Source organism: Falsirhodobacter sp. 20TX0035 (assembly GCF_028307215.1).
Lineage (GTDB): Bacteria > Pseudomonadota > Alphaproteobacteria > Rhodobacterales > Rhodobacteraceae > Falsirhodobacter.
In genome coordinates, this window is sequence record NZ_JAQMHV010000001.1 from 282,707 (window position 1) to 301,595 (window position 18,889).

Genomic DNA, 18,889 nt, shown 5'->3' on the forward strand with positions numbered 1-18,889 from the left:
CAGGCGTGCCGCCGCCCCTTCCGAAAACAAGCGCAGCCCTCACATCTCCGGAAGGATCCGGTCCGTCCGCAGCCGCGCGAAGAGGTCGAGGAACGACTGGTCCGTCGCCTGATAGCCGGTGAAGCCCAGCGCGCGGCTTTTCGACATGTCGGTCACCACCTCGATCGGACGGCCGAGGTCGGCGTCGGTGTGCCAAGGGGAGGCCAGACGCGACAGGTCGCGCTCGGCCAGCCCGTGACGATCGGCGATCTTCGCCCAGATCGGGGCGTCGTCCTTCATCTGCTCCTCCAGCGGGTGCGGGGTGCCGTCGAATTCCTCGGCCTTGATCCCGAAGGCGTCGGCCAGTCGGTGCCACATCCAGCTCCACCGGAAGACGTCGCCGTTGACGATGTTGAACGCCTGATCGCGCGCGGCAGGTGTTTCCGACGCCCAGATCGCCTGTGCGGCCAGTTGGCGCGCGTCGGTCATGTCGGTCAGCCCGTTCCACTGCGCCTCGGATCCGGGGAAACGGAAGGGGCGGCCCGTGTCGCGGCAGATCGTGGCATAGACGGCCAGCGTCGTGCCCATGTTCATCGCGTTGCCCAGCGCCTTGCCGATAACGGTGTGGGGGCGGTGCACGCTCCACCCGAACCCGTCCCGGGCGGCGGCGGCGAACAGCTCGTCCTCCTGCGCATAGTAGAAGTTGTCGACATCCAGCCGCCCCTGATCCTCGCGGAACGGGGTCTTCGGGAGGGTGCCCTTGCCATAAGCCTCGAACGGGCCGAGGTAGTGCTTCAGGCCCGTCACCAGCGCCGCGTGCCGCAGGCTGCCCGCCGGGCGCAGCGCGTCAAGAAGGTTGCGCACCATGGCGGCGTTGACGCGGATGTTCTCCGCCTCGGTCGGCATGCGCATCCAAGTGGTCAGGAACAGGTGCGTCGGGCGCAGCCCTTCCAGCGCCGTGGCCAGGCTGGCCGGGTCCAGCAGGTCGGCGGCGACGGGGGTGACGCCCGGCATGTCTTGCGGCGAGCGGGCCAAGCCCAGGACGGTCCAGCCCTGTTCCACCAGTTGCGCGGCGATGGCGCTGCCCTGAATGCCCGTAACGCCGGCGATAAGTGCGGTCTTGTTCATGTGGATCTCCTTTGCCGACAGACCTAGTGTCCGTCCGCGATCCATGCCAGACGGCACCAAAACGGGACGTAGGCACCAAGAGGTAACCATGAAAGTAGGCAGCGAGGATCATGAATGGCGTGAGGATTGCGCGCCGCGCCGGGTGATGGAGGTGTTCGCCACGAAGTGGACCAGCATGATCCTGCACACCCTGTCGGCCCGCCACGACGGGGCCGCGCGCAACGGCGTCCTGCACCGCAGCCTGCCCGGCATCTCGAAGAAGATGCTGGTCCAGACCCTGCGCGAGATGGAGGAAAGCGGCCTGCTGACACGCCACGTGGAAAGCACTGTGCCCCCCGCCGTCGAATACCGCCTGACCCCGCTGGGCCGGCGTTTCGTGGGTCTGGTGGATCTGGTCTACGACTGGGGCCGCACGAACGCCGACGCGCTGGACCAGCTTCAGGAACGCGCAACCTCGCGGCGGAGGGGAGGCTGACAGGCGGATCGTTCACCAGTGGGCATCAGCGGACGATCAGCACGCACGGCTTGGCCGCCTGCTGCCCGCCCTGTTCGCGGCCAACGGGGGACCAATCCTGCTCAGTGATTGCCCAAAGCCGGTCTGGCGTCCGTGTGGCGCCAGTCGGCCATTGACCCCGGCTGGCCCCGGGTCGCCTCCTGACGGGATCAACCCTGCGCCGGAGGCACGTCATGGAACTCAAGCTCCTTGAGGATTTTCTTTGTCTGAACGACACGCGCAACTTTTCCCGCGCGGCGGAAGCGCGCAACGTCACCCAGTCGGCGCTGTCCAAGCGCATCCGAACCTTGGAACACTGGGTGGGTGCGACGCTGGTCGACCGCTCCTCCTATCCGATCGAGCTGACGCCGGAAGGGGCGGCCATGGTCCCGCAGGCGCGCGAATTGGTGGCCACGTTTCTGGGCATGCGCTCGGGCATCCGGGCCTTTGCCACGCCGGGGCGCAACTGCATCCGGCTGGCCGCGCTGCACACGCTGCGCGTGGCGTTCCTGCCCGAATGGCGCCAAAGGATTGAGGCGGCGACCGGCCCCCTTGTGATCGAGAGCACCGGCTCCTTCGCCGCCTACGCCCAGACGCTTCGCCAGTTCCGGAATGGAGAGACGGACCTTCTGCTGACATACACCCACGACTCGGTCGCGAACGGCCTATGTTCGGAAGAGTTTGAATCCTGCCTTCTTGGGCAGGACCGCCTGTTGCCCGTTTCCGCACCCGGAACGGACGGGCGGCCGCTGCACCAGCTGGATAGCGGAGGCGTCGTCAATTTCCTGAGCTACGGCACCTCGTCGTTCTTCGCACGCGCTTTGGCCCCGCTGCTGAGCGAGCGGCCCAGGGCGCTGAACGTCGCCGCCACCAATGCGATGAGCGTGGGGCTGCAATCACTGGCCAAGGTGGGATGCGGCCTTGCCTGGATCCCCGAGTCGCTGGCCCTTCCCGACCTGCGATCCGGCGAACTGGTGCTTGCCGGCGGTCCCGAATGGGTGCTGGAGCTGGAGGTGAGGCTCTTCCGTCACCGCCGCACCAAGCGGCCGGTGACGGAGCGGGTCTGGCAGGCGGCGCAAGGCCTTCTGGCCGAGGAATCCGCCAACGTCACCCCCCTGCGTCGCCGTGGGTAAGCGTCAGGCCGGCTGCAACGCCCGCGCATTGATGATGCCGCCGATCAGGGACAGGTCGGGAAGATCGTCCAGCGACATAAGGCGGTCGTAGTCCTCTGCGCGGCCGGTGCAGTCCGCGAACTTCGCCCGGCGCTGGGCCTCGGTCAGCGGGTCGAGGAGGGTGCCGCGGGCATGGCTGCGCGACGCCTCCAACCGCCGTCCGTCCTTCAGCCGCACGGTCATGCGATGTGCGGCCTTTAGCGCGGCCTTCTGTTCCTCCTCCGGCAACAGGACCATCGCGATGCGGGGCAGAAGGGCGCGGATGTGCGGGGCCTGTGTCGCCTCGGGCGTGAAGTCGGCCAGGGACAGCACATCCTGATGCAAGGCCCGGGCAAGGCAGTATTGCATGGAGAACCGCGCCTCCATCTCGTCCTGCGGATCCGGGAAGGCAAGGTTGCGGTAGTTCGCAAGCGCCACCGCGACCTCCACATGCTCCACATCCTCGGAGCCGAAGCCGTGCGTGTGCCGCAGGTCGTGGATCATGTCGATCGCGTTGTGGGTGGACCCGCAGCAGGGATGCAGCTTCGGCGACAGCCCTTCGACCCCGATGACATGCGGCCCATCCTCGATGCTCCATGTCGCAGGAACGCCCGCGCCGAACAGCTCACCGAACCCCTGCGGGCGTTCCAGGATGTCCGCCCGGCCCTGCAGGCCGGCCTTGGAGAACAGCGCGGCCTCGGTCGCGTTGCGTGCGGCAACGCCCGCATGGAACGGCTTGGCGGAGGTCCCGAACTGCCCCTTCAGGCCGCAGGCCGTGGAGGTGGCGAGCGACATCGCCTGCACCACATCCGCGCCCGCCAGCAGCGCCGCCCCCGCGGCGGAACCAATGGGCGCCACGGTGGACGTTCCATGCCATCCGGCGGTGTAGTGGTGCGGTCGCACGCCCTGCCCCACCAGCGCCTGCGCCTCCAACCCCGCCAGATAGGCGTCGACCAGCTGCCGCCCTGTGGCCCCCACAGCCTGCCCCACCGCGATCAGCGCGGGCACCATCACGGCCGAAGCGTGGCTCATCCCCGGTCCGAAGTTGTCGTCGAAATCCAGCGCATGGGCCGCGACGCCGTTCAGCAGCGCCGCCTCAGCGGCGGTGGTCCGGCCGTGCGGCGTGTCGCAGGACCCGCCTGTCGGTGTGCGGGCGGCAACAACAGCACGGGTTGCCATGTCATCGCGCCCTGCGACGATGCAGGCGACGGTGTCGAGGATCGCATCCACCGCCGCGCGACGGTTGGCGGGCGTGATCCGGCATCCGCCCGTCACACGGGCGGCGATCTGTTCCAGAACGGTCATGTCTTTCCCTCAGGCGGTGATGGCGGGGGCGGAGGCTGCGAGGAACTCGCGGGTGTAATCCTCGGCCACCCGGCCCGCGCGGACGTCCGGCGCGGTGATCTCTTCCAGAATGCGGCCGTGCTGCATGATCGCCACGCGGTCGCACATGTGGGCGATGACGGCGATGTCGTGGCTGACCATCAGATAGGTCAGCCCCAGCTCGCGGCGCAGGCGGGTCAGCAGGTTCAGGATCTCTGCCTGAACGCTCACGTCCAGCGCGCTGGTGGGTTCGTCCAGCAGCAGCACCTTCGGCTCCACGATCAGGGCGCGGGCGATGGCGATGCGCTGGCGCTGCCCGCCCGACAACTCATGCGGATAGCGGAAGCGGAATTCGGGGCCGAGGCCCACGTTCCGCAGCACCTCGTCGATGCGCCGCTGCTCGTCCCCCAGCCCCATAAGGCGCACGGGTTCGGCCAGCACGGCCTGCACCATCTTGCGCGGATGGAGCGAGCCGTAGGGGTCCTGGAACACCATCTGCATGGCGCGGAAATGCTCCTTCCGACGGCGTTCGGGCAGCTCGCGCCCCTCGAACAGGATCGAACCGTCATAGTCGGTGTTCAGCCCCGCCACCGCCCGCAGGATGGTGGACTTGCCGCAGCCGGACTCCCCGATCAGGCCATAGGATTCGCCGCGTTCGATGCGGAACTTTGCCCCTTTCACGGCGGTCACGGCGCCGTCGTTGAAGCTGATGGTCAGATCGACCGCCTCCAGAACCGTGTCCCTCATGCCAATGCTCCCGTCCGCCATGTGTCGTCGCGCCGGATCACCGGCAGTTCGGCGCGCGGCTGATCCAGCCTTGGCAGGCTTTCCAGCAGCGCGCGGGTGTAGGGATGATTGGCGCGGCCCAGGTCGCGGGCGGGCAGATCCTCCATCACCCGACCCGCATACATCACCAGCACGCGGTCGCAGAAATCGGCCACGAGGTTCAGGTCGTGGCTGATGAAGATCAGGCTCGCGCCCGTGCGGTCCACCAGTTCGTCCAGAACCGAAAGCACCTGCCGACGGACCGTCACGTCCAGCGCCGAGGTCGGCTCGTCCGCGATGATCAGCTTGGGTTCGGGGATCAGCATCATCGCGATCATGATGCGCTGCCCCATCCCGCCCGACACCTCGTGCGGGAGGATGTCGTAGACGCGCTTCGGGTCGCGGATGTGGACGCTTTCCAGCATGGCCAGCGCCCGCTCCTTCGCCTCGGCCTTCGACACGCGGTGGTGGGTGCGATAGGCTTCGGCGATCTGCTTGCCCACGGTCATCAGCGGGTTCAGGCTGAACTTCGGGTCCTGCAGGATCATCGCGATCTCCGACCCGCGGATGGCGCGCATCTGCTTTTCGGACGCGGCCAGTAGGTTGGTCCGACCAAAGCGCAGCGCATCCGCCGTGATCCGGGCCGAAGGCGGCGACAGGCGCATGATCGCCCGGCCTGTCTGGCTTTTTCCCGAGCCGCTTTCGCCCACGATGCCCAGCTTTTCATGCCCCAGCGTGAAGCTGACGCCCCGCACGGCATGGGTGGTACGAGCGGATCCGTGGAAGTGGATGTTCAGGTTTTCGACCGTCAGGACGGGATCAGTCATGGCGCGGGTCCAATACGTCGCGCAGGCCGTCGCCCACGAGGTTGAAGGCAATGGAGGTGATCAGGATCGCGATGCCCGGTGCCGCCGCCACATGCCCGTTCGACAGGATGAACTGCCGGGCCGAGGACAGCATCGCCCCCCATTCCGGGCTGGGCGGTTGCGCCCCGAGGCCAAGGAAGCCGAGACCGGCCGCCGACAGGATGATCGAGGCCATGTTCAGCGTCACCCGCGCGATGACCGAAGGCACGCACATCGGCGCGATGTGCCCCACCATGATCCGCCACGCGCTTGCCCCCTGAAGACGCACGGCCGCGATGTAGTCCGACCGGCGAACCATCATCGTCTCGGCCCGCGCGAGCCGCGCGATGGGTGGCCAAGTGGCAAGTGAGATGGCGATGATCGCATTCTCGATGCTGGGGCCCAGCGCCGCGACGAAGGCCAGCGCCAGGATCAGCGATGGGAAGGCGAGGAAGATTTCCGTCACGCGCATCAGCACGACGTCGACCCAGCCGCCGAACCAGCCCGACACCATCCCCACCACCAGCCCGATGGGCGCGGAGATCACCGCCGTCAGGCAGGCGATGTAAAGCGTGATGCGACCGCCATGCAGCAGGCGCGAATAAATGTCGCGGCCCAGCTCGTCCGTGCCCAGCCAGTTCGCGGCGGAGGGGCGGGCGAGGCGGTTCGTCAGGTCCTGCGCGTAGATGTCGTGGGTGGACAGCCACGGGGCGAAGATCGCCGCGCCGAAGATGATCACCAGCAGGATCAGCCCCAGCATGGCCGACCCGTTCCGGCGCAGCTTTGAGACGGTGATGCGCAACTGCTGCATCCGGGCCTCGGCCGGGGTGCGGGGTCCAAGGGTGGCGGGAATTGCGGTCATGGTCACCTCTCAGCGCGTGCGGGGGTCGAGGATGCGATAGAGAAGATCGCAGATCAGGTTCAGCGCCACGAAGATCACGCCGATCAGCAGCGTGCAGCCGACGACGGAGTTCATGTCGCCCGACAACAGCGCGTTCGTCATGTAGCGGCCGAAGCCGGGCCAGGCGAAGACGGTTTCCGTCAGCACCGCCCCCTCCAGCAGGAAGGCGTAGGAAAGGGCCACCACGGTGATGACCTGCACGGCGATGTTGCGAAACACGTGCAGCCAGACGATCCGCCACAAGCCGAGGCCCTTGGCGCGGGCGGTGACGACGTATTCCTGCTCCAACTGCTCGATCATGAAGGACCGGGTCATGCGGCTGATATAGGCCAGCGACGACAGCGCGAGGATCGAGGCGGGCAGGATGATGTGGCTGAAGACGTTGCCGAACAGCGCGAGGTTTCCGGACAAAAGCGCGTCAATCAGGAAGAAGCCGGTCACGGGTTGCAGGTCAAATTCATAGATGAAGTCGATCCGCCCCGGCCCGCCGACCCAGCCCAACGTGGCATAGAACAGCACGAGGCCCATCAGCCCCAGCCAGAAGTTCGGCGCGGAATAGCCCACCAGCGACAGGATGCGAGCCAGATGGTCGATCCAGCGGTTGCGGTAGACGGCGGCCACGACGCCCAGCGGCACGCCGATGCCGGTGCCAAGGATCATCGCCACCGTGGCAAGTTCCAGCGTGGCGGGAAAGACGCGGGCGATCTCCTCGCCCACCGGGCGGCCCGACAGAAGCGAGTTCCCGAAGTCCAGCCGCGCCAGATCCCAAAGGTAGTTCCCGAACTGCACGATCAGTGGCTGGTCCAGACCCATCTGCACGACCATGCGGTCATAGGCCTCGGGCGTGGCATTGTCGCCCAGCACCGCCAGCACGGGATCGAGCGGCAGGAGCCGCCCGATCATGAAGGTCAGCGCCGCCAGCCCCAGCAGGGTCACGAGGACGGAGCCCGCCCGCGACAGGACGGCCAGCGCCTTCGACGGCGCCCTGCCCCGCTTGCGACGCCGCCCGGGTGTGGCGAGCGCGACCGTCATTTGGAGACCATCGGGTAGTAGGTGCGGAAGCCGTTCCACGTCCAGTCCTTCACCGTGTCGCGGATCGCGGCCACGTTGTAGGTCTGGAACATGACGGCCATCTCGCCCGTCTGCATCCAGTCCTGCTGCAGGGTGCGATACATCTCGCGGCGCTTCGCTTCATCGGTTTCGGATACGGCGGCCTCCACACGCTCGTTGTAACCGACATCCTGGTAATGGGCGCGCCAAGCGGGATATTGCGTCAGCTTCGCTTCGTCCGAGTTGTCGGGGTTCATCACCAGCCGCGAAGCGTTGCCATGCGCGTCGGGAATGTTCGTCTGCCACGCCATGATGATGCTGTCGAAATCGCGGGCCCGGGCGCGGGCGAAAAGCTGGGCGTTCGCCATCTGCTCGATGTTCAGCGTGATGCCGATCTTGGCCGCGTTCTGCTGGAGGTGCTGGCCAAGGGGGGAGGACCAGGGAAGCGAGCCGATCAGCAGCGTGGTTTCGAACCCATCAGGATAGCCGGCTTCGGTGATCAGCGCCTTGGCCTTTTCCAGATCAAGGGTGAAGGGCGTGCCCTCCTCCCCTTCCAGCGCACCCCATGCGCCGGACTGCGCGAAGCTGTTCCAGGGCTTGCCCAGATACTGCATCACCGTGTCACCAAGGCCTTGGTAGTCGATGAGGTATTTCATCGCCAGCCGCACCTTTTCGTTGTCGAAGGGCGGGCGGGACAGGTTCATGGTGTTGAAGATCAGCTGCGGCTTCAGGGCCGAGACGATCTCGATCCCGACGGTGTCGTCCAGTGCCGCCAGATCGTCGGGCGTCAGGTCGCGCGCCACGTCGACGTCGCCCTGTTCGACCAGCAGGCGCTGCGTTCCCGTCTCGGCCACGTGGCGGATCAGGATGCGCGGGATCTTCGGGGCGTCGCCGTAGTATTCCTTGTTGGCCTGCAGCACGACACCCTCACCCTGGTTCCACTGCACAAGGCTGTAGGGACCGACACAGGCCGTATGCGCGTTGAGCCAGGCGTTGCCGAGATCGCCGTTCATCTCGTTTGCGAGGATCGTTTTGCGGTCCAGCGTGGCCGAGATGCCGTCGGCGCCGACGGCCTGAAGCAGCAGGTTAGTCGGATAAGCCGTCTCGAAGGTCAGGACCACGGTATGGTCGTCGGGCGCGGTGATGCGCGTGTCCATGTTTTCCGTCGTGAAGCCGTAATCCGTTAGGGCCGAGGCGTTGCCGAAGCCGAGGGAGATCGCCCGTTTCAGCGACCAGACTGTGTCCTCTGCCGTGACCGGGTTGCCCGAGGGGAAGGTCGCCCTCTGATGCAGGTGGAAGGTCAGCGTCTTGCCATCCTCCGACACGTCCCAGCTTTCGGCGAAGCCGGGGATGACGCGGCTTTCCTCCTCGGGGGCGAAGTTCACGAGCGGGTCGCAGATGTTGTCCATCAGCTCGCTCGTCACGACCTCGCCTATCTGAGCGGGATCGAAGGTGGAGATGGCGTCGATGTTCCACGCCATGACAAGGGCGTTGTCGGGGGTGGCGGCCAGGCTCGGCGCTGCGGCAAGGCAGGCCGCGCCGGCCAGAAGGCGGGTGCGGAGGTTCATGGCGGATTCCCTGTTGATGGTGCGGCCGGTTGATCCGGCGCGCGTTTATTCGGCGGCGACAGGACGGGGGACGAGCGGCGGGCGCACATCCTCTGGGATCGGGCAGATGTAGGGCTCGCGCGCCAGCCGCTCGGCATGGTCCTTCTTGGCGCGGGCCAGCAGCACCTCGTCGGTCATCAGCATGCGGCCGACAACGCCCATGACCTTGGCGGCATAGGTCATGCCCTTGTGCGCGGCAGGGGACTTGCCCTGTGCGGTGATCTGCCAGCTGTGCCCCGGCGTGCCGATCGCCACCGTAGACACCCGCGCCTGCACCAGCGGCACCTTCCACGACACGTCAGCCACGTCGGTGGAGCCCATCATCTTCGACCCCGGCGCCGTGCGCGGGACGACGTAGTCGCACAAAGGTTCGCCTTCACGCACTTCCATGCCATTGCCGCGATAGGAGGCGGCGATGTCCTCGGGCGTCAGCGTCTTCTGGATCTCGGCGGCATAGGCCCGGTCGGCGTCGTCGAAAGGCACGCCGCCCAGCTCGTCCATCGCCGCCTGCATCGCCTCCTCCAGCGGGGTGTTGCCCAGCATGTTCGACACGGCCGACATGATGGAGATGTCAACCTGCGTCTCCGTCATCATCGCCGCGCCTTGCGCAACCTTCTTCACCCGCTCGTTCAGGGCCAGCATTCCGGCCAGGGTGGTGGAGCGGATGGCGTAGCGCACCTTCGTCCGTGCCTGCACCACATTGGGCGCGGTGCCGCCCGCGTCCAGATAGGCGTAGTGGATGCGGCTTTCCTGCGGCACATGCTCGCGCAGGTAGTTCACGCCGACAGCCATCAGTTCCGCCGCGTCCAGCGCCGATCGGCCCAGATGGGGAGCGGCAGCGGCGTGGCTGGCGCGGCCCGTGAAGACGAAGTCCATGCGAGTGTTGGCAAGGGACTGCGCCTCATCCACCTTGGTCATGGTGGCGGGATGCCACGTGATTGCGGCATCCACGTCATCGAAGGCACCGTCGCGCACCATGAAGGCCTTGGCCGCGCCGCCTTCCTCGGCGGGACAGCCGTAATAACGGACGCGGCCGGGGGTTCCCGTCTCGGCCAGCCAGTCCTTTAGCGCGCAGGCCGCCAGAAGGGCCGCCGATCCCAGCAGGTTGTGCCCGCAGCCATGGCCGGCCCCACCCGCCTCTTCCGCCTGCGGTTCCGCGATCCCGGCCACCTGGCTCAGCCCCGGCAACGCGTCATATTCGCCCAGGATCGCGATGACCGGGCCGCCCGTCCCCGCCTCGCCCATGACGGCGGTCGGAATCCCGGCCACCTCCTCCTGCACGATGAACCCCTTGTCGCGCAGCACCGCGACATGCTCCGCACAAGAGCGGTATTCCCCATAGAGCAGTTCCGGCATGCCCCAGACGCGGTCGCTCAACCCGATCAGGTCGGCCCGGTGCGTTTCCACGTGATCCCAGATCGGGTCGCTGTTCTGCATCGTCATCCCCTGTATATTTTCACAAGGGTCGGTCAACGACGTCCGGTCTGTCCAATGACAAGATGGGTTAAGATCAGTCCTGAACGGAATGAGCCCCGATGCCGTTGGTCCGGCATGGCCCATTCGCAAGGCGGAACCCTTGGAGCCCCGGCGAGAAAGGCGGCTTCGTTCAGAGAAATGCTTCAGAGGGAAAGGTGAGAGGCTGGACAGCGACCCAGACGGGGATCGTTACGGCTGCTTCCTTCCGGACCTGACCGGGTTGGCGAGGCGCCTGCCCGCGCCAACCTCTCGGCGCCCGATATAGAAGCAATGCGCCGGGCGTGCAAGTCAAAGGCTGAGACGGAGGGTCAGAAAGCCCGCGTCATCCTCGGCCAAGGGGGTGAGGCTCAGATGCGGCACCTCGTCCAAGTGGTCGGCCGCACGGGGTGAGGTTGGGAAGACCGCCGTCGTGCCCGGCATCGGGGCGAAGCTCCAGAACGGCGCGGTTGGCGGAACGGGCCGCCGGGCCAGATGATCGGACAGCACGTCGCGCATCCGCCGAGTGCCGGCATACATGGGCGGATGCGGTGCAAAGCCCCCGGCCCCGCCAGCACGATAGCTGCTGGTGGCCACGATGAACTCCGCCTCCGGATCAAGGGGCTTTCCCTTATAGGTCAGCTCGCGGATGCGGCCGTCCCCCACCACCCGGCCATCGGCGGCGAACATCGCGGGACGCTCCAGATCCACCACGAAGCTCAGGCCATGAATCAGGTCGAAGTTGTAGGACGGAACCTCGGGATCCAGCAGCGGCTGGTCCTCCGCTCCGGGGCGCAGACGACGGAACACCCGCGCCGCCCGTTCCAGCCAGCGATGCACGTCCCCGCCCGTCAGGCGCAGGGCGGCCACCGTGTTGGGATAGCTGTAGATGTCGCTGGCGTGCCGCAGGGTCAGGGGCCCCGCCGGGATGTCGGTGTAATGGCGCGGCCCGCCGCGGCCACCGCAGCGGAAGGGCTGGCCCGTGCCCAGAACCGGCACCTCATCCGTTTCCAGCTGATTGCGGATATGGGCGGCCGAAGCCTCGGCGATCAGCGAGGCGGCGGGCGACGGCGCGACCATGGCAAAGAAGCTGTTCAGCGGCCGGTCGGTATGGCCCAAGGGGCGCTCTATCTCCCTCAGCGTCGCCTCATGCGCGGCGGCGACGGTCTGCACCACCGCCGGGGCCGCCGGAACATGCGCCACCGGAACCGCATGGCTGGAGGAGGACACGATCCGCCAGTCCCCGACGCGCATTTGAAGGTCGATCACCCCCAGATGCGACCCGCGCGATCCGGGCATGACGGCGGGCTTGCCCTGCAATGTGCCGCGCCGGGCATCCACCCCCTCCATCCCCTCGAACCGGGCCGAGGGGAAGACGAGGTGGCTGTGCCCCGTCACCACGACGTCGATCCCCTCCAGCCCGGCCAGGGCGGTGGAGGCATCCTCGCTGTCGCAGGCCACCGTCGGCGCGCCGATGCCGGCATGGCACAGGGCCACGACCAGATCGCACCGCGCGCGCAGGGCCCCGATCTGCGCACGGGCGGCGGCCAAGATCGGTTCCACCGTCACCCGGCCCTCCAGATGGGCCCGGTCCCAGATCATCACCTGCACCGGCAGAAAGCCGATCACACCCACGCGCAGATCATGCCGCCCGCCCGCCCCGTCCGTGACCGGCCGCACCAGAACCACGGAACGGGGCACGATCTCCCCACCCTTCATGTCCGAGATATTGGCCGACACGACCGGGAAGCGCGCCGCGTCCAGCGCCTCCCTCAGCGCCGGGAGACCGAAGTTGAACTCGTGGTTGCCCAGCGTGACCGCGTCGTAGTTCAACTGGTTCATGGCGGCGATCACGGGATGGGCCTCCCCCTCGGCCATGCGGCGGTCGCTGAGCGGGTTGCCCTGCAGGAAATCGCCATTGTCGAACAGAAGGGTGTCGGAGGCGGCCCGCGCCTCATCGATCAGGCGGGCGGTGCGGGCGAGGCCCGCGTCGGGCAAGGGCTGCGCGGCATGGTAATCCCAGGGCGCCAGCCAGCCATGCACGTCGCTGGTGGCCAGAAGGCGCAGGTGAACCAGATCCGGCCGGGCGGCGGGCACCGGCGGAAGGCTTGCCCTGCCCCCGGCCCGTTTGCCTTGGATCCTGCCGTCCCAATCGCCCTGCATTCCGCCTCACCCGCATGTCACGCCGACGTGAGTCTTGCTGAGATGGCGGGCAAAAGATACCCCAACCCACGCATTTTGCGCGAAAAAATTCAATTTCCACTAGGGGTTGTGTGATTTGACTTGCCCGCCGATCCTGCGATGCTGAAGCCGTATCAGCAAGGGATGTGGCGATGAACAGGGTTCTGGCCTTCGGAACAACCGGAATGGATCGCGCGGCCCATCTGCGCGCAGCGCCGCCCTCGCCCCGCCGCCTCCTGATCCTGTGCGGCGGACAAGTGTCGGCCGGCGCCGAGGGATTGACTTGGCTTCCGCCTGACGCCCTTCCGCCGGGCGGGGACATCTTTCTGGGGCTGGACGGGGACGTCCCCCTTCACGCCCGCGACGTTGCCGAATGGCCGGCCGAAGGGCTGCGCAACCTGCGCGACATGATGACGCAACTTTCGCCGGCCGAGGCGGAACGTGCCGCGACCGCACGCGCTCTGATCCACTGGCACCGCAGCCACCGCTTCTGTTCGGCCTGCGGTCACCCCTCGGACATGGTGCAGGGCGGCTGGCAGCGCCTGTGCCCGGCCTGCGGCACGTCCCACTTCCCGCGCACGGATTCGGTGGTGATCATGCTGATCCTGCGGGGCGAACGCCTGCTCCTCGGCCGGTCCCCGGGCTGGGCGGCGGGGATGCATTCCTGCCTTGCGGGCTTCATGGAACCCGGGGAAACGCCCGAAACCGCCGTGCGGCGCGAGGCGATGGAGGAGACGGGCGTGCGCGTCGGCGCCGTCCGCTACCTGACCAGCCAGCCCTGGCCCTTCCCGGCCTCTCTGATGCTGGGCTGCGTGGCGCAGGCCGAAAGCACCGAGTTGACGATCGACCCGGTGGAGATCGAGGCCGCGCGCTGGGCCGACAAGCACGAGGTGATGGAGGCCGTCATCGGCCGTCACCCCGATCTGGTTCTGCCGCAACCGGGCACCATCGCCCGCCACCTGATCACGCGCTGGCTTGCGGACGATCTGGATTGACCGCACACTCCGCCCGACGATCGTTGGGGGAGGCTGCATGAAGATCACGAGCAAAAGCGACATCGGGGCGCCCCCGGATTTCGTCTTCGCGCGCATGTCGGATTACGAGGGGTGGGAGCGCGCGATTGCCAAGCGCAACACGACCCTTGTCCGCGGCCCCGGCCCCATCCGCCCCGGCACCACCTGGAACACGAAGTTCCGGCTGAAGGGGCGCGACCGTGACATGCTGCTGACGCTGCTGTCGGAAACCCCGGGCCGGCAGGTGCACGCGACGCTGGCCGACACCTCGCTGGACGTGGACATCATCGCGGATCTGGTGGAACTGGCGCCCCAGCGGTCGCGCATCGCGGTGTCGCTGGAACTGCGGCCCCGCAACCTGACCGCACGCCTGCTGATCCAGTCGCTGCGGCTGGCCAAGGGCAAGGTGCAGAACCAGCTGGACCAGCGTGTCGATCAATGGGCGCGCAACGTCGCGCAGCAGTACAAGATGCAGCACGCGGCAAAGCCGGGATGATTTCGCAAAAAGCCGCTTGACGCCCCCGGCGAGGTCGCATAATTGTCCGCCCCGATGGCGGAGTAGCTCAGCTGGTTAGAGCGGAGGAATCATAATCCTTAGGTCGGGGGTTCAAATCCCTCCTCCGCTACCATCACGAAACGGCCCGCGCTTGTCGCGGGCCTTTTCGTTATCGCGCGACCGGATTAGGATGGCATCATGACCGTGGAACGCCCCATACTGACCCCGCCCGACGGCAAGACGAAGGTCCTGCTCCATTCCTGCTGCGCCCCTTGTTCGGGCGAGGTGATGGAGGCGATGACCGCGTCCGGCATCGACTACACCATCTTCTTCTACAATCCGAACATCCACCCGAAGAAGGAATACCTTCTGCGCAAGGACGAGAACATCCGCTTTGCCGAAAAGCACGACGTGCCCTTCGTCGATGCCGATTACGACGCGGACAACTGGTTCCAGCGCGCCAAGGGGATGGAGTGGGAGCCCGAGCGCGGCATCCGCTGCACCATGTGCTTCGACATGCGATTCGAACGCACCGCGCTGTATGCCTACGAAAACGGCTTTCCGGTCATCACCTCCAGCCTCGGCATCTCGCGCTGGAAGAACATGACGCAGATCAACGACTGTGGCGTGCGGGCGGCCAAGCCCTATGACGGCGTGAAGTACTGGGAGTTCAACTGGCGCAAGGGCGGCGGATCGTCCCGCATGATCGACATCTCCAAGCGGGAGGAGTTCTACATGCAGGAATATTGCGGCTGCATCTATTCGCTGCGCGACACGAACGACTTCCGCCTGTCCAGGGGGCGCGAGAAGATCAAGATCGGCACCATGTTCTACGGCAAGGACGACACCCCCGAATGACGAAGGCCCCCGTTTCCGGGGGCCTTTCGCGTTGCGGCGGCGCGAAGGATCACTCCTTCGAACGCTCCACATAGGTCTTGTCTTCGGTGTTGATGACGATCTTCGTGCCGGCGCCGATGTGCGGCGGCACCATGACGCGCAGGCCGTTCGTGCACATGGCGGGCTTGTAGGACGACGACGCCGTCTGACCCTTCACGACCGGCTCGGTCTCCGCGATCTCCACCACGGCGCGCTGCGGCAGGGTCATGGCGATGGCCACGCCCTCGAACGTCTGCAGATAGACCTTGGAGCCTTCGGTCAGGAACCACTTGTCCTCGCCCACCACGTCGGGGGACACGGCCAGCTGTTCGTAGGTCGCGGGCTCCATGAAGTGGTAGCCTTCGCCATCCTCGTACAGGAAGTCGTATTCCCGTTCGTCCACGGTGGCCTTTTCCACCATTTCGGTCGTGCGCCAGCGTTCCGACACCTTCACCCCGTCCGAGATGCGGCGCATGTCGACCGACGTCGTTGGCGTGCCCTTGCCGGGGTGGAAGTTCTCCGACTTCAGAACGACATAAAGACGGCCGTCCATGTCGACGACGTTGCCCTTGCGGAGCGAGGATGCGATGACTTTCACGAAGATGTCCTTGATATGCGGGTCCCGACGCGCGGGAAATCCCGCGTGATCTAACGCATATCACCGCAAATCGGAAGCCCCGAGACATGACAGACAGCCCCTGGTGGCATCCCGACCGCCACGCCGACCGCCGCCCCGCCCTTCTGGCCCGGGCCCGCCTGCAATCGGCCATCCGCCGCTGGCTGGACGAGGAGGGATTCCTGGAGGTCAATCCCGCCGCGCTTCAGGTCAGCCCGGGAAACGAGACGCATCTGCACGCTTTCGCCACCACGGCCATCGGCAACGACGGCGAACCACGCACGATGTATCTGCACACCTCCCCCGAATTCGCGATGAAGAAGCTGCTGGCGGCGGGCGAAACGCGTATCGCGGCCTTTGCGCATGTCTGGCGCAACCGTGAACGCGGGGCACGCCATAGTCCCGAATTCACAATGCTGGAATGGTACCGCGTCGGACAGGACTACACCGTCCTGATGGACGATTGCGCCGCCCTGATGCGCATGGCGGCCGAAGCGGCGGGAGTGCGGGAGTTTCGTCACCGCGGCCGGACCTGCGACCCCTTCGCCGCGCCCGAACGCCTGTCAGTAGCCGACGCCTTCGCCCGCGCGGGGGTCGACCTGATGTCCACCCTGACGCCGGAGGGCACAGACCGCGACGCCCTTGCCCGCCTGTCGCCCGTGCGCGTGGCGGGGGACGACACTTGGTCCGACATCTTTTCCCGCATCCTGTCGGAAAAGGTGGAGCCGACGCTGGGCCTTGACCGCCCCACGATCCTCGACCGCTACCCCGTGGCCGAGGCGGCCCTGGCGCGGCCCGCCGATGATCCCCGCGTGGCCGAACGGTTCGAGCTGTACGCCTGCGGGGTGGAACTGGCCAATGGCTTTGGCGAGTTGACGGATCCCGTCGAACAGCGCCGCCGTTTCGGGGCGGAGATGGACGAGAAGGCCCGCATCTATGGCGAACGCTATCCGCTGGACGAGGATCTGCTGGCCGCGCTGGCGATCATGCCACCGGCCAGCGGGATCGCCCTCGGCTTCGACCGGCTGGTGATGCTGGCCACCGGCGCGCCCGACATCGACGCAGTGATGTGGACGCCCGTGGGCTAGGCCACGCTGTCGGCCTCTTCCTCTTCGCAGACCACGGTGAAGATCGGCAGGTCGTGGCGGCCGAAGCTGTGCAGCATGGCCACATCCGCCGCATCGCGCCCCACGGCGATGTTCACCCGCCCGATGCGCGGCACGTTGTGGCGCGCGTCGAAGGCATACCAGCGCCCGTCCAGCCACACCTCGAACCAGGCCGAAAAGTCCATGGCGCCGGCATAGGGCACGCCGATGTCGCCCAGATAGCCGTTGACGTAGCGCGCGGGGATGGACAGGGCGCGGCACAGGGCGATCGCGGTATGCGCGTAATCGCGGCACACGCCGTAACCGTCCGACAGCGCGCCCTGCGCGGTGCGGGTGGCGCTGGCCTTCTGATAGTCGAACTTGATGCGGCCATGCACATGGTCGCAGACCGCCTGAACGCGGGCCCAGCCGCGGGGCAGATGGCCGAACATTTCCCAGGCGATGTTCATCAGGCTGTCGCTTTCGCAATACCGGCTGGGCAGCAGGAAGGGCAGGACGTCGTCCGGAAGCTGCTCGAACGGGGTTTCGCCCGCACCGGGGGCTACGTCGTCCGGTTTCCCGCTGTCGCGCACCAGCCCGGTGGCCTTGATGCGCGTCTCGCCCACCGGGGCGGTGAAGCGCAGGCAATGGTTGCCGAACCCGTCTAGGAAGGGGTGCGCCTGAATGCCTTCGGACAGCTCGATCACCTCGTCCTGAACCAGATCGCCACGACGTTCGGGGCGCAGCGCCATGCGGCTGACGAAATGGGTGGGCTGCGCGCAGGCCACGGTGATGTCGTAGCCGAACCTGATAAACATGACACTCTTCCTCTGGACCGGAGGAAGAACGCGGCAGGGCCCTGCCGGTTCCGGTCAGCCGCGCTTCAGACGGATGACCACATCGACCTTGCTGAGCGTGGCGCCCTTGGGCAGTTTCGGCAACTGCGCGATGCGGAACTGGTCGGCGGGGGCGTCGACGATCTCGGCCGTGTCTTCCCAGAAGAAATGCGGGTGATCGTCCATGCGAGTGTCGAAATAGCTTTTCGCGCCGTCGATCACCACCTCGCGCATCAGGCCGGCCTGACAGAAGGCGCGCAGGGTGTTGTAGACGGTGGCAAGGCTCACCTTCTCTCCGGTGTCGGTGCTGGCGGCGAACAGGCTTTCGGCCGTGACATGCCGATGCTGGCCGTCCCCGACCAACAGGCTCGCCAAGGCCAGTCGCTGCCGTGTCGGACGCAGTCCGGCCGAGGCCAGCCAATGTGTTCCGCGTTCAATTGCCGTCTGGGTCATTGTTGCGTCACCTTTCCGTCTCCCTATATCGTGACGGCCCGCCGGGATTCAAACGGAATCCCCCTGCCCTTGCCACATGTTCGGCTGCGGTGATACAGGGGGGCGGAATATCTATGGGGAGCCTTTATGGCGGACTATCCGACGAGTTTCGACAAGGAAGCACTTCTGGCCTGCGCGCGCGGCGAACTGTTCGGCCCCGGCAATGCCCAGCTTCCCGAACCGCCGATGCTGATGATGGACCGCATCACGGAGATTTCCGCGGATGGCGGTGCGCATGGCAAGGGTCATGTCGTGGCCGAATTCGACATCCACCCGGACCTGTGGTTCTTTGCCTGCCACTTCCCCGGCAACCCGATCATGCCCGGCTGCCTTGGCCTTGACGGGCTGTGGCAGCTGACGGGCTTCAACCTGGGCTGGCGTGGCTGGCAGGGCCGCGGCTACGCCCTGGGCGTGGGCGAGGTCAAGCTGACCGGCATGGTCCGCCCCGAGCGCAAGATGCTGCGCTATTTCGTGGATTTCACCAAAGCCGTGCAGACCCGTCGTCTGACCATGGGCGTGGCCGATGGCCGCGTCGAGGCGGATGGCGAAGTCATCTATCAGGTCAAGGACATGAAGGTCGCTCTTTCCGAGAGCTGATCC

At 66.7% G+C, this 18,889-nt stretch carries 19 protein-coding genes, 1 tRNA gene and 1 other RNA gene; 8 read left to right on the forward strand and 13 right to left on the reverse strand.

The window, feature by feature from the left end:
- Positions 1 to 39: 39 nt before the first annotated feature.
- Positions 40 to 1,107 (reverse strand): SDR family oxidoreductase, encoded by a 1,068-nt coding sequence (locus PIJ50_RS01520; RefSeq protein WP_271972081.1) that lies wholly within the window; start codon positions 1,105 to 1,107, stop codon positions 40 to 42.
- 88 nt (positions 1,108 to 1,195) lie between these two features.
- On the opposite strand from PIJ50_RS01520, the gene PIJ50_RS01525 reads away from it, so the two are divergent.
- A complete protein-coding gene (locus PIJ50_RS01525; protein WP_271972082.1) occupies positions 1,196 to 1,582 on the forward strand; it encodes a winged helix-turn-helix transcriptional regulator in 387 nt (128 codons plus the stop codon).
- A 212-nt stretch (positions 1,583 to 1,794) separates the two neighbouring features.
- Complete coding sequence (locus PIJ50_RS01530; protein ID WP_271972083.1) at positions 1,795 to 2,733, forward strand: LysR family transcriptional regulator; 939 nt, start codon at positions 1,795 to 1,797, stop codon at positions 2,731 to 2,733.
- Positions 2,734 to 2,736: 3 nt separating this feature from the next.
- Here PIJ50_RS01530 and PIJ50_RS01535 read toward each other — a convergent pair whose 3' ends face one another.
- The 9 genes from PIJ50_RS01535 to PIJ50_RS01575 all read right to left on the reverse strand — a co-directional run bounded on the left by PIJ50_RS01535 (position 2,737) and on the right by PIJ50_RS01575 (position 12,791).
- Positions 2,737 to 4,056: an MmgE/PrpD family protein gene (locus tag PIJ50_RS01535; protein ID WP_271972085.1), complete on the reverse strand. Its 1,320-nt coding sequence runs from the start codon at positions 4,054 to 4,056 to the stop codon at positions 2,737 to 2,739.
- A gap of 9 nt (positions 4,057 to 4,065) precedes the next feature.
- Complete coding sequence (locus PIJ50_RS01540; protein ID WP_271972087.1) at positions 4,066 to 4,821, reverse strand: ABC transporter ATP-binding protein; 756 nt, start codon at positions 4,819 to 4,821, stop codon at positions 4,066 to 4,068.
- Positions 4,818 to 5,666, reverse strand: a complete 849-nt coding sequence (locus tag PIJ50_RS01545; RefSeq protein ID WP_271972088.1) for an ABC transporter ATP-binding protein — start codon at positions 5,664 to 5,666, stop codon at positions 4,818 to 4,820. Before PIJ50_RS01545 ends, PIJ50_RS01540 begins: the two co-directional genes overlap by 4 nt.
- Positions 5,659 to 6,546 (reverse strand): ABC transporter permease, encoded by an 888-nt coding sequence (locus tag PIJ50_RS01550; RefSeq protein WP_442900695.1) that lies wholly within the window; start codon positions 6,544 to 6,546, stop codon positions 5,659 to 5,661. Before PIJ50_RS01550 ends, PIJ50_RS01545 begins: the two co-directional genes overlap by 8 nt.
- A gap of 9 nt (positions 6,547 to 6,555) precedes the next feature.
- Complete coding sequence (locus PIJ50_RS01555) at positions 6,556 to 7,617, reverse strand: ABC transporter permease (protein WP_271972090.1); 1,062 nt, start codon at positions 7,615 to 7,617, stop codon at positions 6,556 to 6,558.
- A complete protein-coding gene (locus PIJ50_RS01560; protein WP_271972092.1) occupies positions 7,614 to 9,203 on the reverse strand; it encodes an ABC transporter substrate-binding protein in 1,590 nt (529 codons plus the stop codon). The genes PIJ50_RS01555 and PIJ50_RS01560 overlap by 4 nt, the downstream gene beginning before the upstream one ends.
- A 45-nt stretch (positions 9,204 to 9,248) precedes the next feature.
- Entirely contained in the window at positions 9,249 to 10,679 is a 1,431-nt protein-coding gene (locus tag PIJ50_RS01565; protein WP_271972094.1) for an amidohydrolase, read from the reverse strand.
- Positions 10,680 to 10,872: 193 nt separating this feature from the next.
- An RNA gene (ffs, locus tag PIJ50_RS01570) (signal recognition particle sRNA small type) lies at positions 10,873 to 10,969 on the reverse strand.
- A gap of 37 nt (positions 10,970 to 11,006) precedes the next feature.
- Positions 11,007 to 12,791 (reverse strand): bifunctional 2',3'-cyclic-nucleotide 2'-phosphodiesterase/3'-nucleotidase, encoded by a 1,785-nt coding sequence (locus PIJ50_RS01575; RefSeq protein WP_271972096.1) that lies wholly within the window; start codon positions 12,789 to 12,791, stop codon positions 11,007 to 11,009.
- Positions 12,792 to 13,021: 230 nt separating this feature from the next.
- Between PIJ50_RS01575 and nudC the strand changes: the two genes are divergently transcribed.
- The 4 genes from nudC to PIJ50_RS01595 all read left to right on the forward strand — a co-directional run bounded on the left by nudC (position 13,022) and on the right by PIJ50_RS01595 (position 15,242).
- Positions 13,022 to 13,870, forward strand: coding sequence for an NAD(+) diphosphatase (nudC, locus tag PIJ50_RS01580; protein ID WP_442900696.1), 849 nt, complete (start codon positions 13,022 to 13,024; stop codon positions 13,868 to 13,870).
- A 37-nt stretch (positions 13,871 to 13,907) separates the two neighbouring features.
- A complete protein-coding gene (locus PIJ50_RS01585) occupies positions 13,908 to 14,384 on the forward strand; it encodes an SRPBCC family protein (RefSeq protein WP_271972099.1) in 477 nt (158 codons plus the stop codon).
- Between the two features lie 56 nt (positions 14,385 to 14,440).
- A tRNA-Met gene (locus PIJ50_RS01590) sits at positions 14,441 to 14,517 on the forward strand.
- A gap of 65 nt (positions 14,518 to 14,582) precedes the next feature.
- The gene (locus PIJ50_RS01595) at positions 14,583 to 15,242 is read left to right on the forward strand and encodes an epoxyqueuosine reductase QueH (protein WP_271972101.1); all 660 of its coding nucleotides are present in this window, start codon (positions 14,583 to 14,585) and stop codon (positions 15,240 to 15,242) included.
- Positions 15,243 to 15,291: 49 nt separating this feature from the next.
- Here the strand turns inward: PIJ50_RS01595 and efp are convergent, their stop codons facing one another.
- A complete protein-coding gene (gene efp / locus PIJ50_RS01600) occupies positions 15,292 to 15,858 on the reverse strand; it encodes an elongation factor P (protein WP_271972103.1) in 567 nt (188 codons plus the stop codon).
- Between the two features lie 86 nt (positions 15,859 to 15,944).
- Here efp and epmA point away from each other — a divergent pair, with 86 nt between their 5' ends.
- Positions 15,945 to 16,964, forward strand: coding sequence for an EF-P lysine aminoacylase EpmA (gene epmA, locus PIJ50_RS01605; protein WP_271972104.1), 1,020 nt, complete (start codon positions 15,945 to 15,947; stop codon positions 16,962 to 16,964).
- Here the strand turns inward: epmA and PIJ50_RS01610 are convergent.
- Both PIJ50_RS01610 and irrA read right to left on the reverse strand, forming a co-directional pair.
- On the reverse strand, positions 16,961 to 17,779 hold the full coding sequence (locus PIJ50_RS01610; protein ID WP_271972105.1) for a transglutaminase-like domain-containing protein: 819 nt from the start codon (positions 17,777 to 17,779) through the stop codon (positions 16,961 to 16,963). The two genes, epmA and PIJ50_RS01610, sit on opposite strands and share 4 nt — an antisense overlap.
- A gap of 54 nt (positions 17,780 to 17,833) precedes the next feature.
- Positions 17,834 to 18,250: an iron response transcriptional regulator IrrA gene (irrA, locus tag PIJ50_RS01615; RefSeq protein ID WP_271972107.1), complete on the reverse strand. Its 417-nt coding sequence runs from the start codon at positions 18,248 to 18,250 to the stop codon at positions 17,834 to 17,836.
- Between the two features lie 126 nt (positions 18,251 to 18,376).
- On the opposite strand from irrA, the gene fabA reads away from it, so the two are divergent.
- Positions 18,377 to 18,886: a bifunctional 3-hydroxydecanoyl-ACP dehydratase/trans-2-decenoyl-ACP isomerase gene (fabA, locus tag PIJ50_RS01620; protein WP_271972109.1), complete on the forward strand. Its 510-nt coding sequence runs from the start codon at positions 18,377 to 18,379 to the stop codon at positions 18,884 to 18,886.
- The last annotated feature ends 3 nt before the right edge of the window (positions 18,887 to 18,889 follow it).

Coding starts and splice junctions, on each gene's coding strand:
- PIJ50_RS01520 (WP_271972081.1), bottom strand. CDS start 1,107: ATGAACAAGACCGCACTTATCGCCGGCGTTACGGGCATTCAGGGCAGC.
- PIJ50_RS01525 (WP_271972082.1), top strand. CDS start 1,196: ATGAAAGTAGGCAGCGAGGATCATGAATGGCGTGAGGATTGCGCGCCG.
- PIJ50_RS01530 (WP_271972083.1), top strand. CDS start 1,795: ATGGAACTCAAGCTCCTTGAGGATTTTCTTTGTCTGAACGACACGCGC.
- PIJ50_RS01535 (WP_271972085.1), bottom strand. CDS start 4,056: ATGACCGTTCTGGAACAGATCGCCGCCCGTGTGACGGGCGGATGCCGG.
- PIJ50_RS01540 (WP_271972087.1), bottom strand. CDS start 4,821: ATGAGGGACACGGTTCTGGAGGCGGTCGATCTGACCATCAGCTTCAAC.
- PIJ50_RS01545 (WP_271972088.1), bottom strand. CDS start 5,666: ATGACTGATCCCGTCCTGACGGTCGAAAACCTGAACATCCACTTCCAC.
- PIJ50_RS01550 (WP_442900695.1), bottom strand. CDS start 6,546: ATGACCGCAATTCCCGCCACCCTTGGACCCCGCACCCCGGCCGAGGCC.
- PIJ50_RS01555 (WP_271972090.1), bottom strand. CDS start 7,617: ATGACGGTCGCGCTCGCCACACCCGGGCGGCGTCGCAAGCGGGGCAGG.
- PIJ50_RS01560 (WP_271972092.1), bottom strand. CDS start 9,203: ATGAACCTCCGCACCCGCCTTCTGGCCGGCGCGGCCTGCCTTGCCGCA.
- PIJ50_RS01565 (WP_271972094.1), bottom strand. CDS start 10,679: ATGCAGAACAGCGACCCGATCTGGGATCACGTGGAAACGCACCGGGCC.
- PIJ50_RS01585 (WP_271972099.1), top strand. CDS start 13,908: ATGAAGATCACGAGCAAAAGCGACATCGGGGCGCCCCCGGATTTCGTC.
- PIJ50_RS01595 (WP_271972101.1), top strand. CDS start 14,583: ATGACCGTGGAACGCCCCATACTGACCCCGCCCGACGGCAAGACGAAG.
- epmA (WP_271972104.1), top strand. CDS start 15,945: ATGACAGACAGCCCCTGGTGGCATCCCGACCGCCACGCCGACCGCCGC.
- PIJ50_RS01610 (WP_271972105.1), bottom strand. CDS start 17,779: ATGTTTATCAGGTTCGGCTACGACATCACCGTGGCCTGCGCGCAGCCC.
- irrA (WP_271972107.1), bottom strand. CDS start 18,250: ATGACCCAGACGGCAATTGAACGCGGAACACATTGGCTGGCCTCGGCC.
- fabA (WP_271972109.1), top strand. CDS start 18,377: ATGGCGGACTATCCGACGAGTTTCGACAAGGAAGCACTTCTGGCCTGC.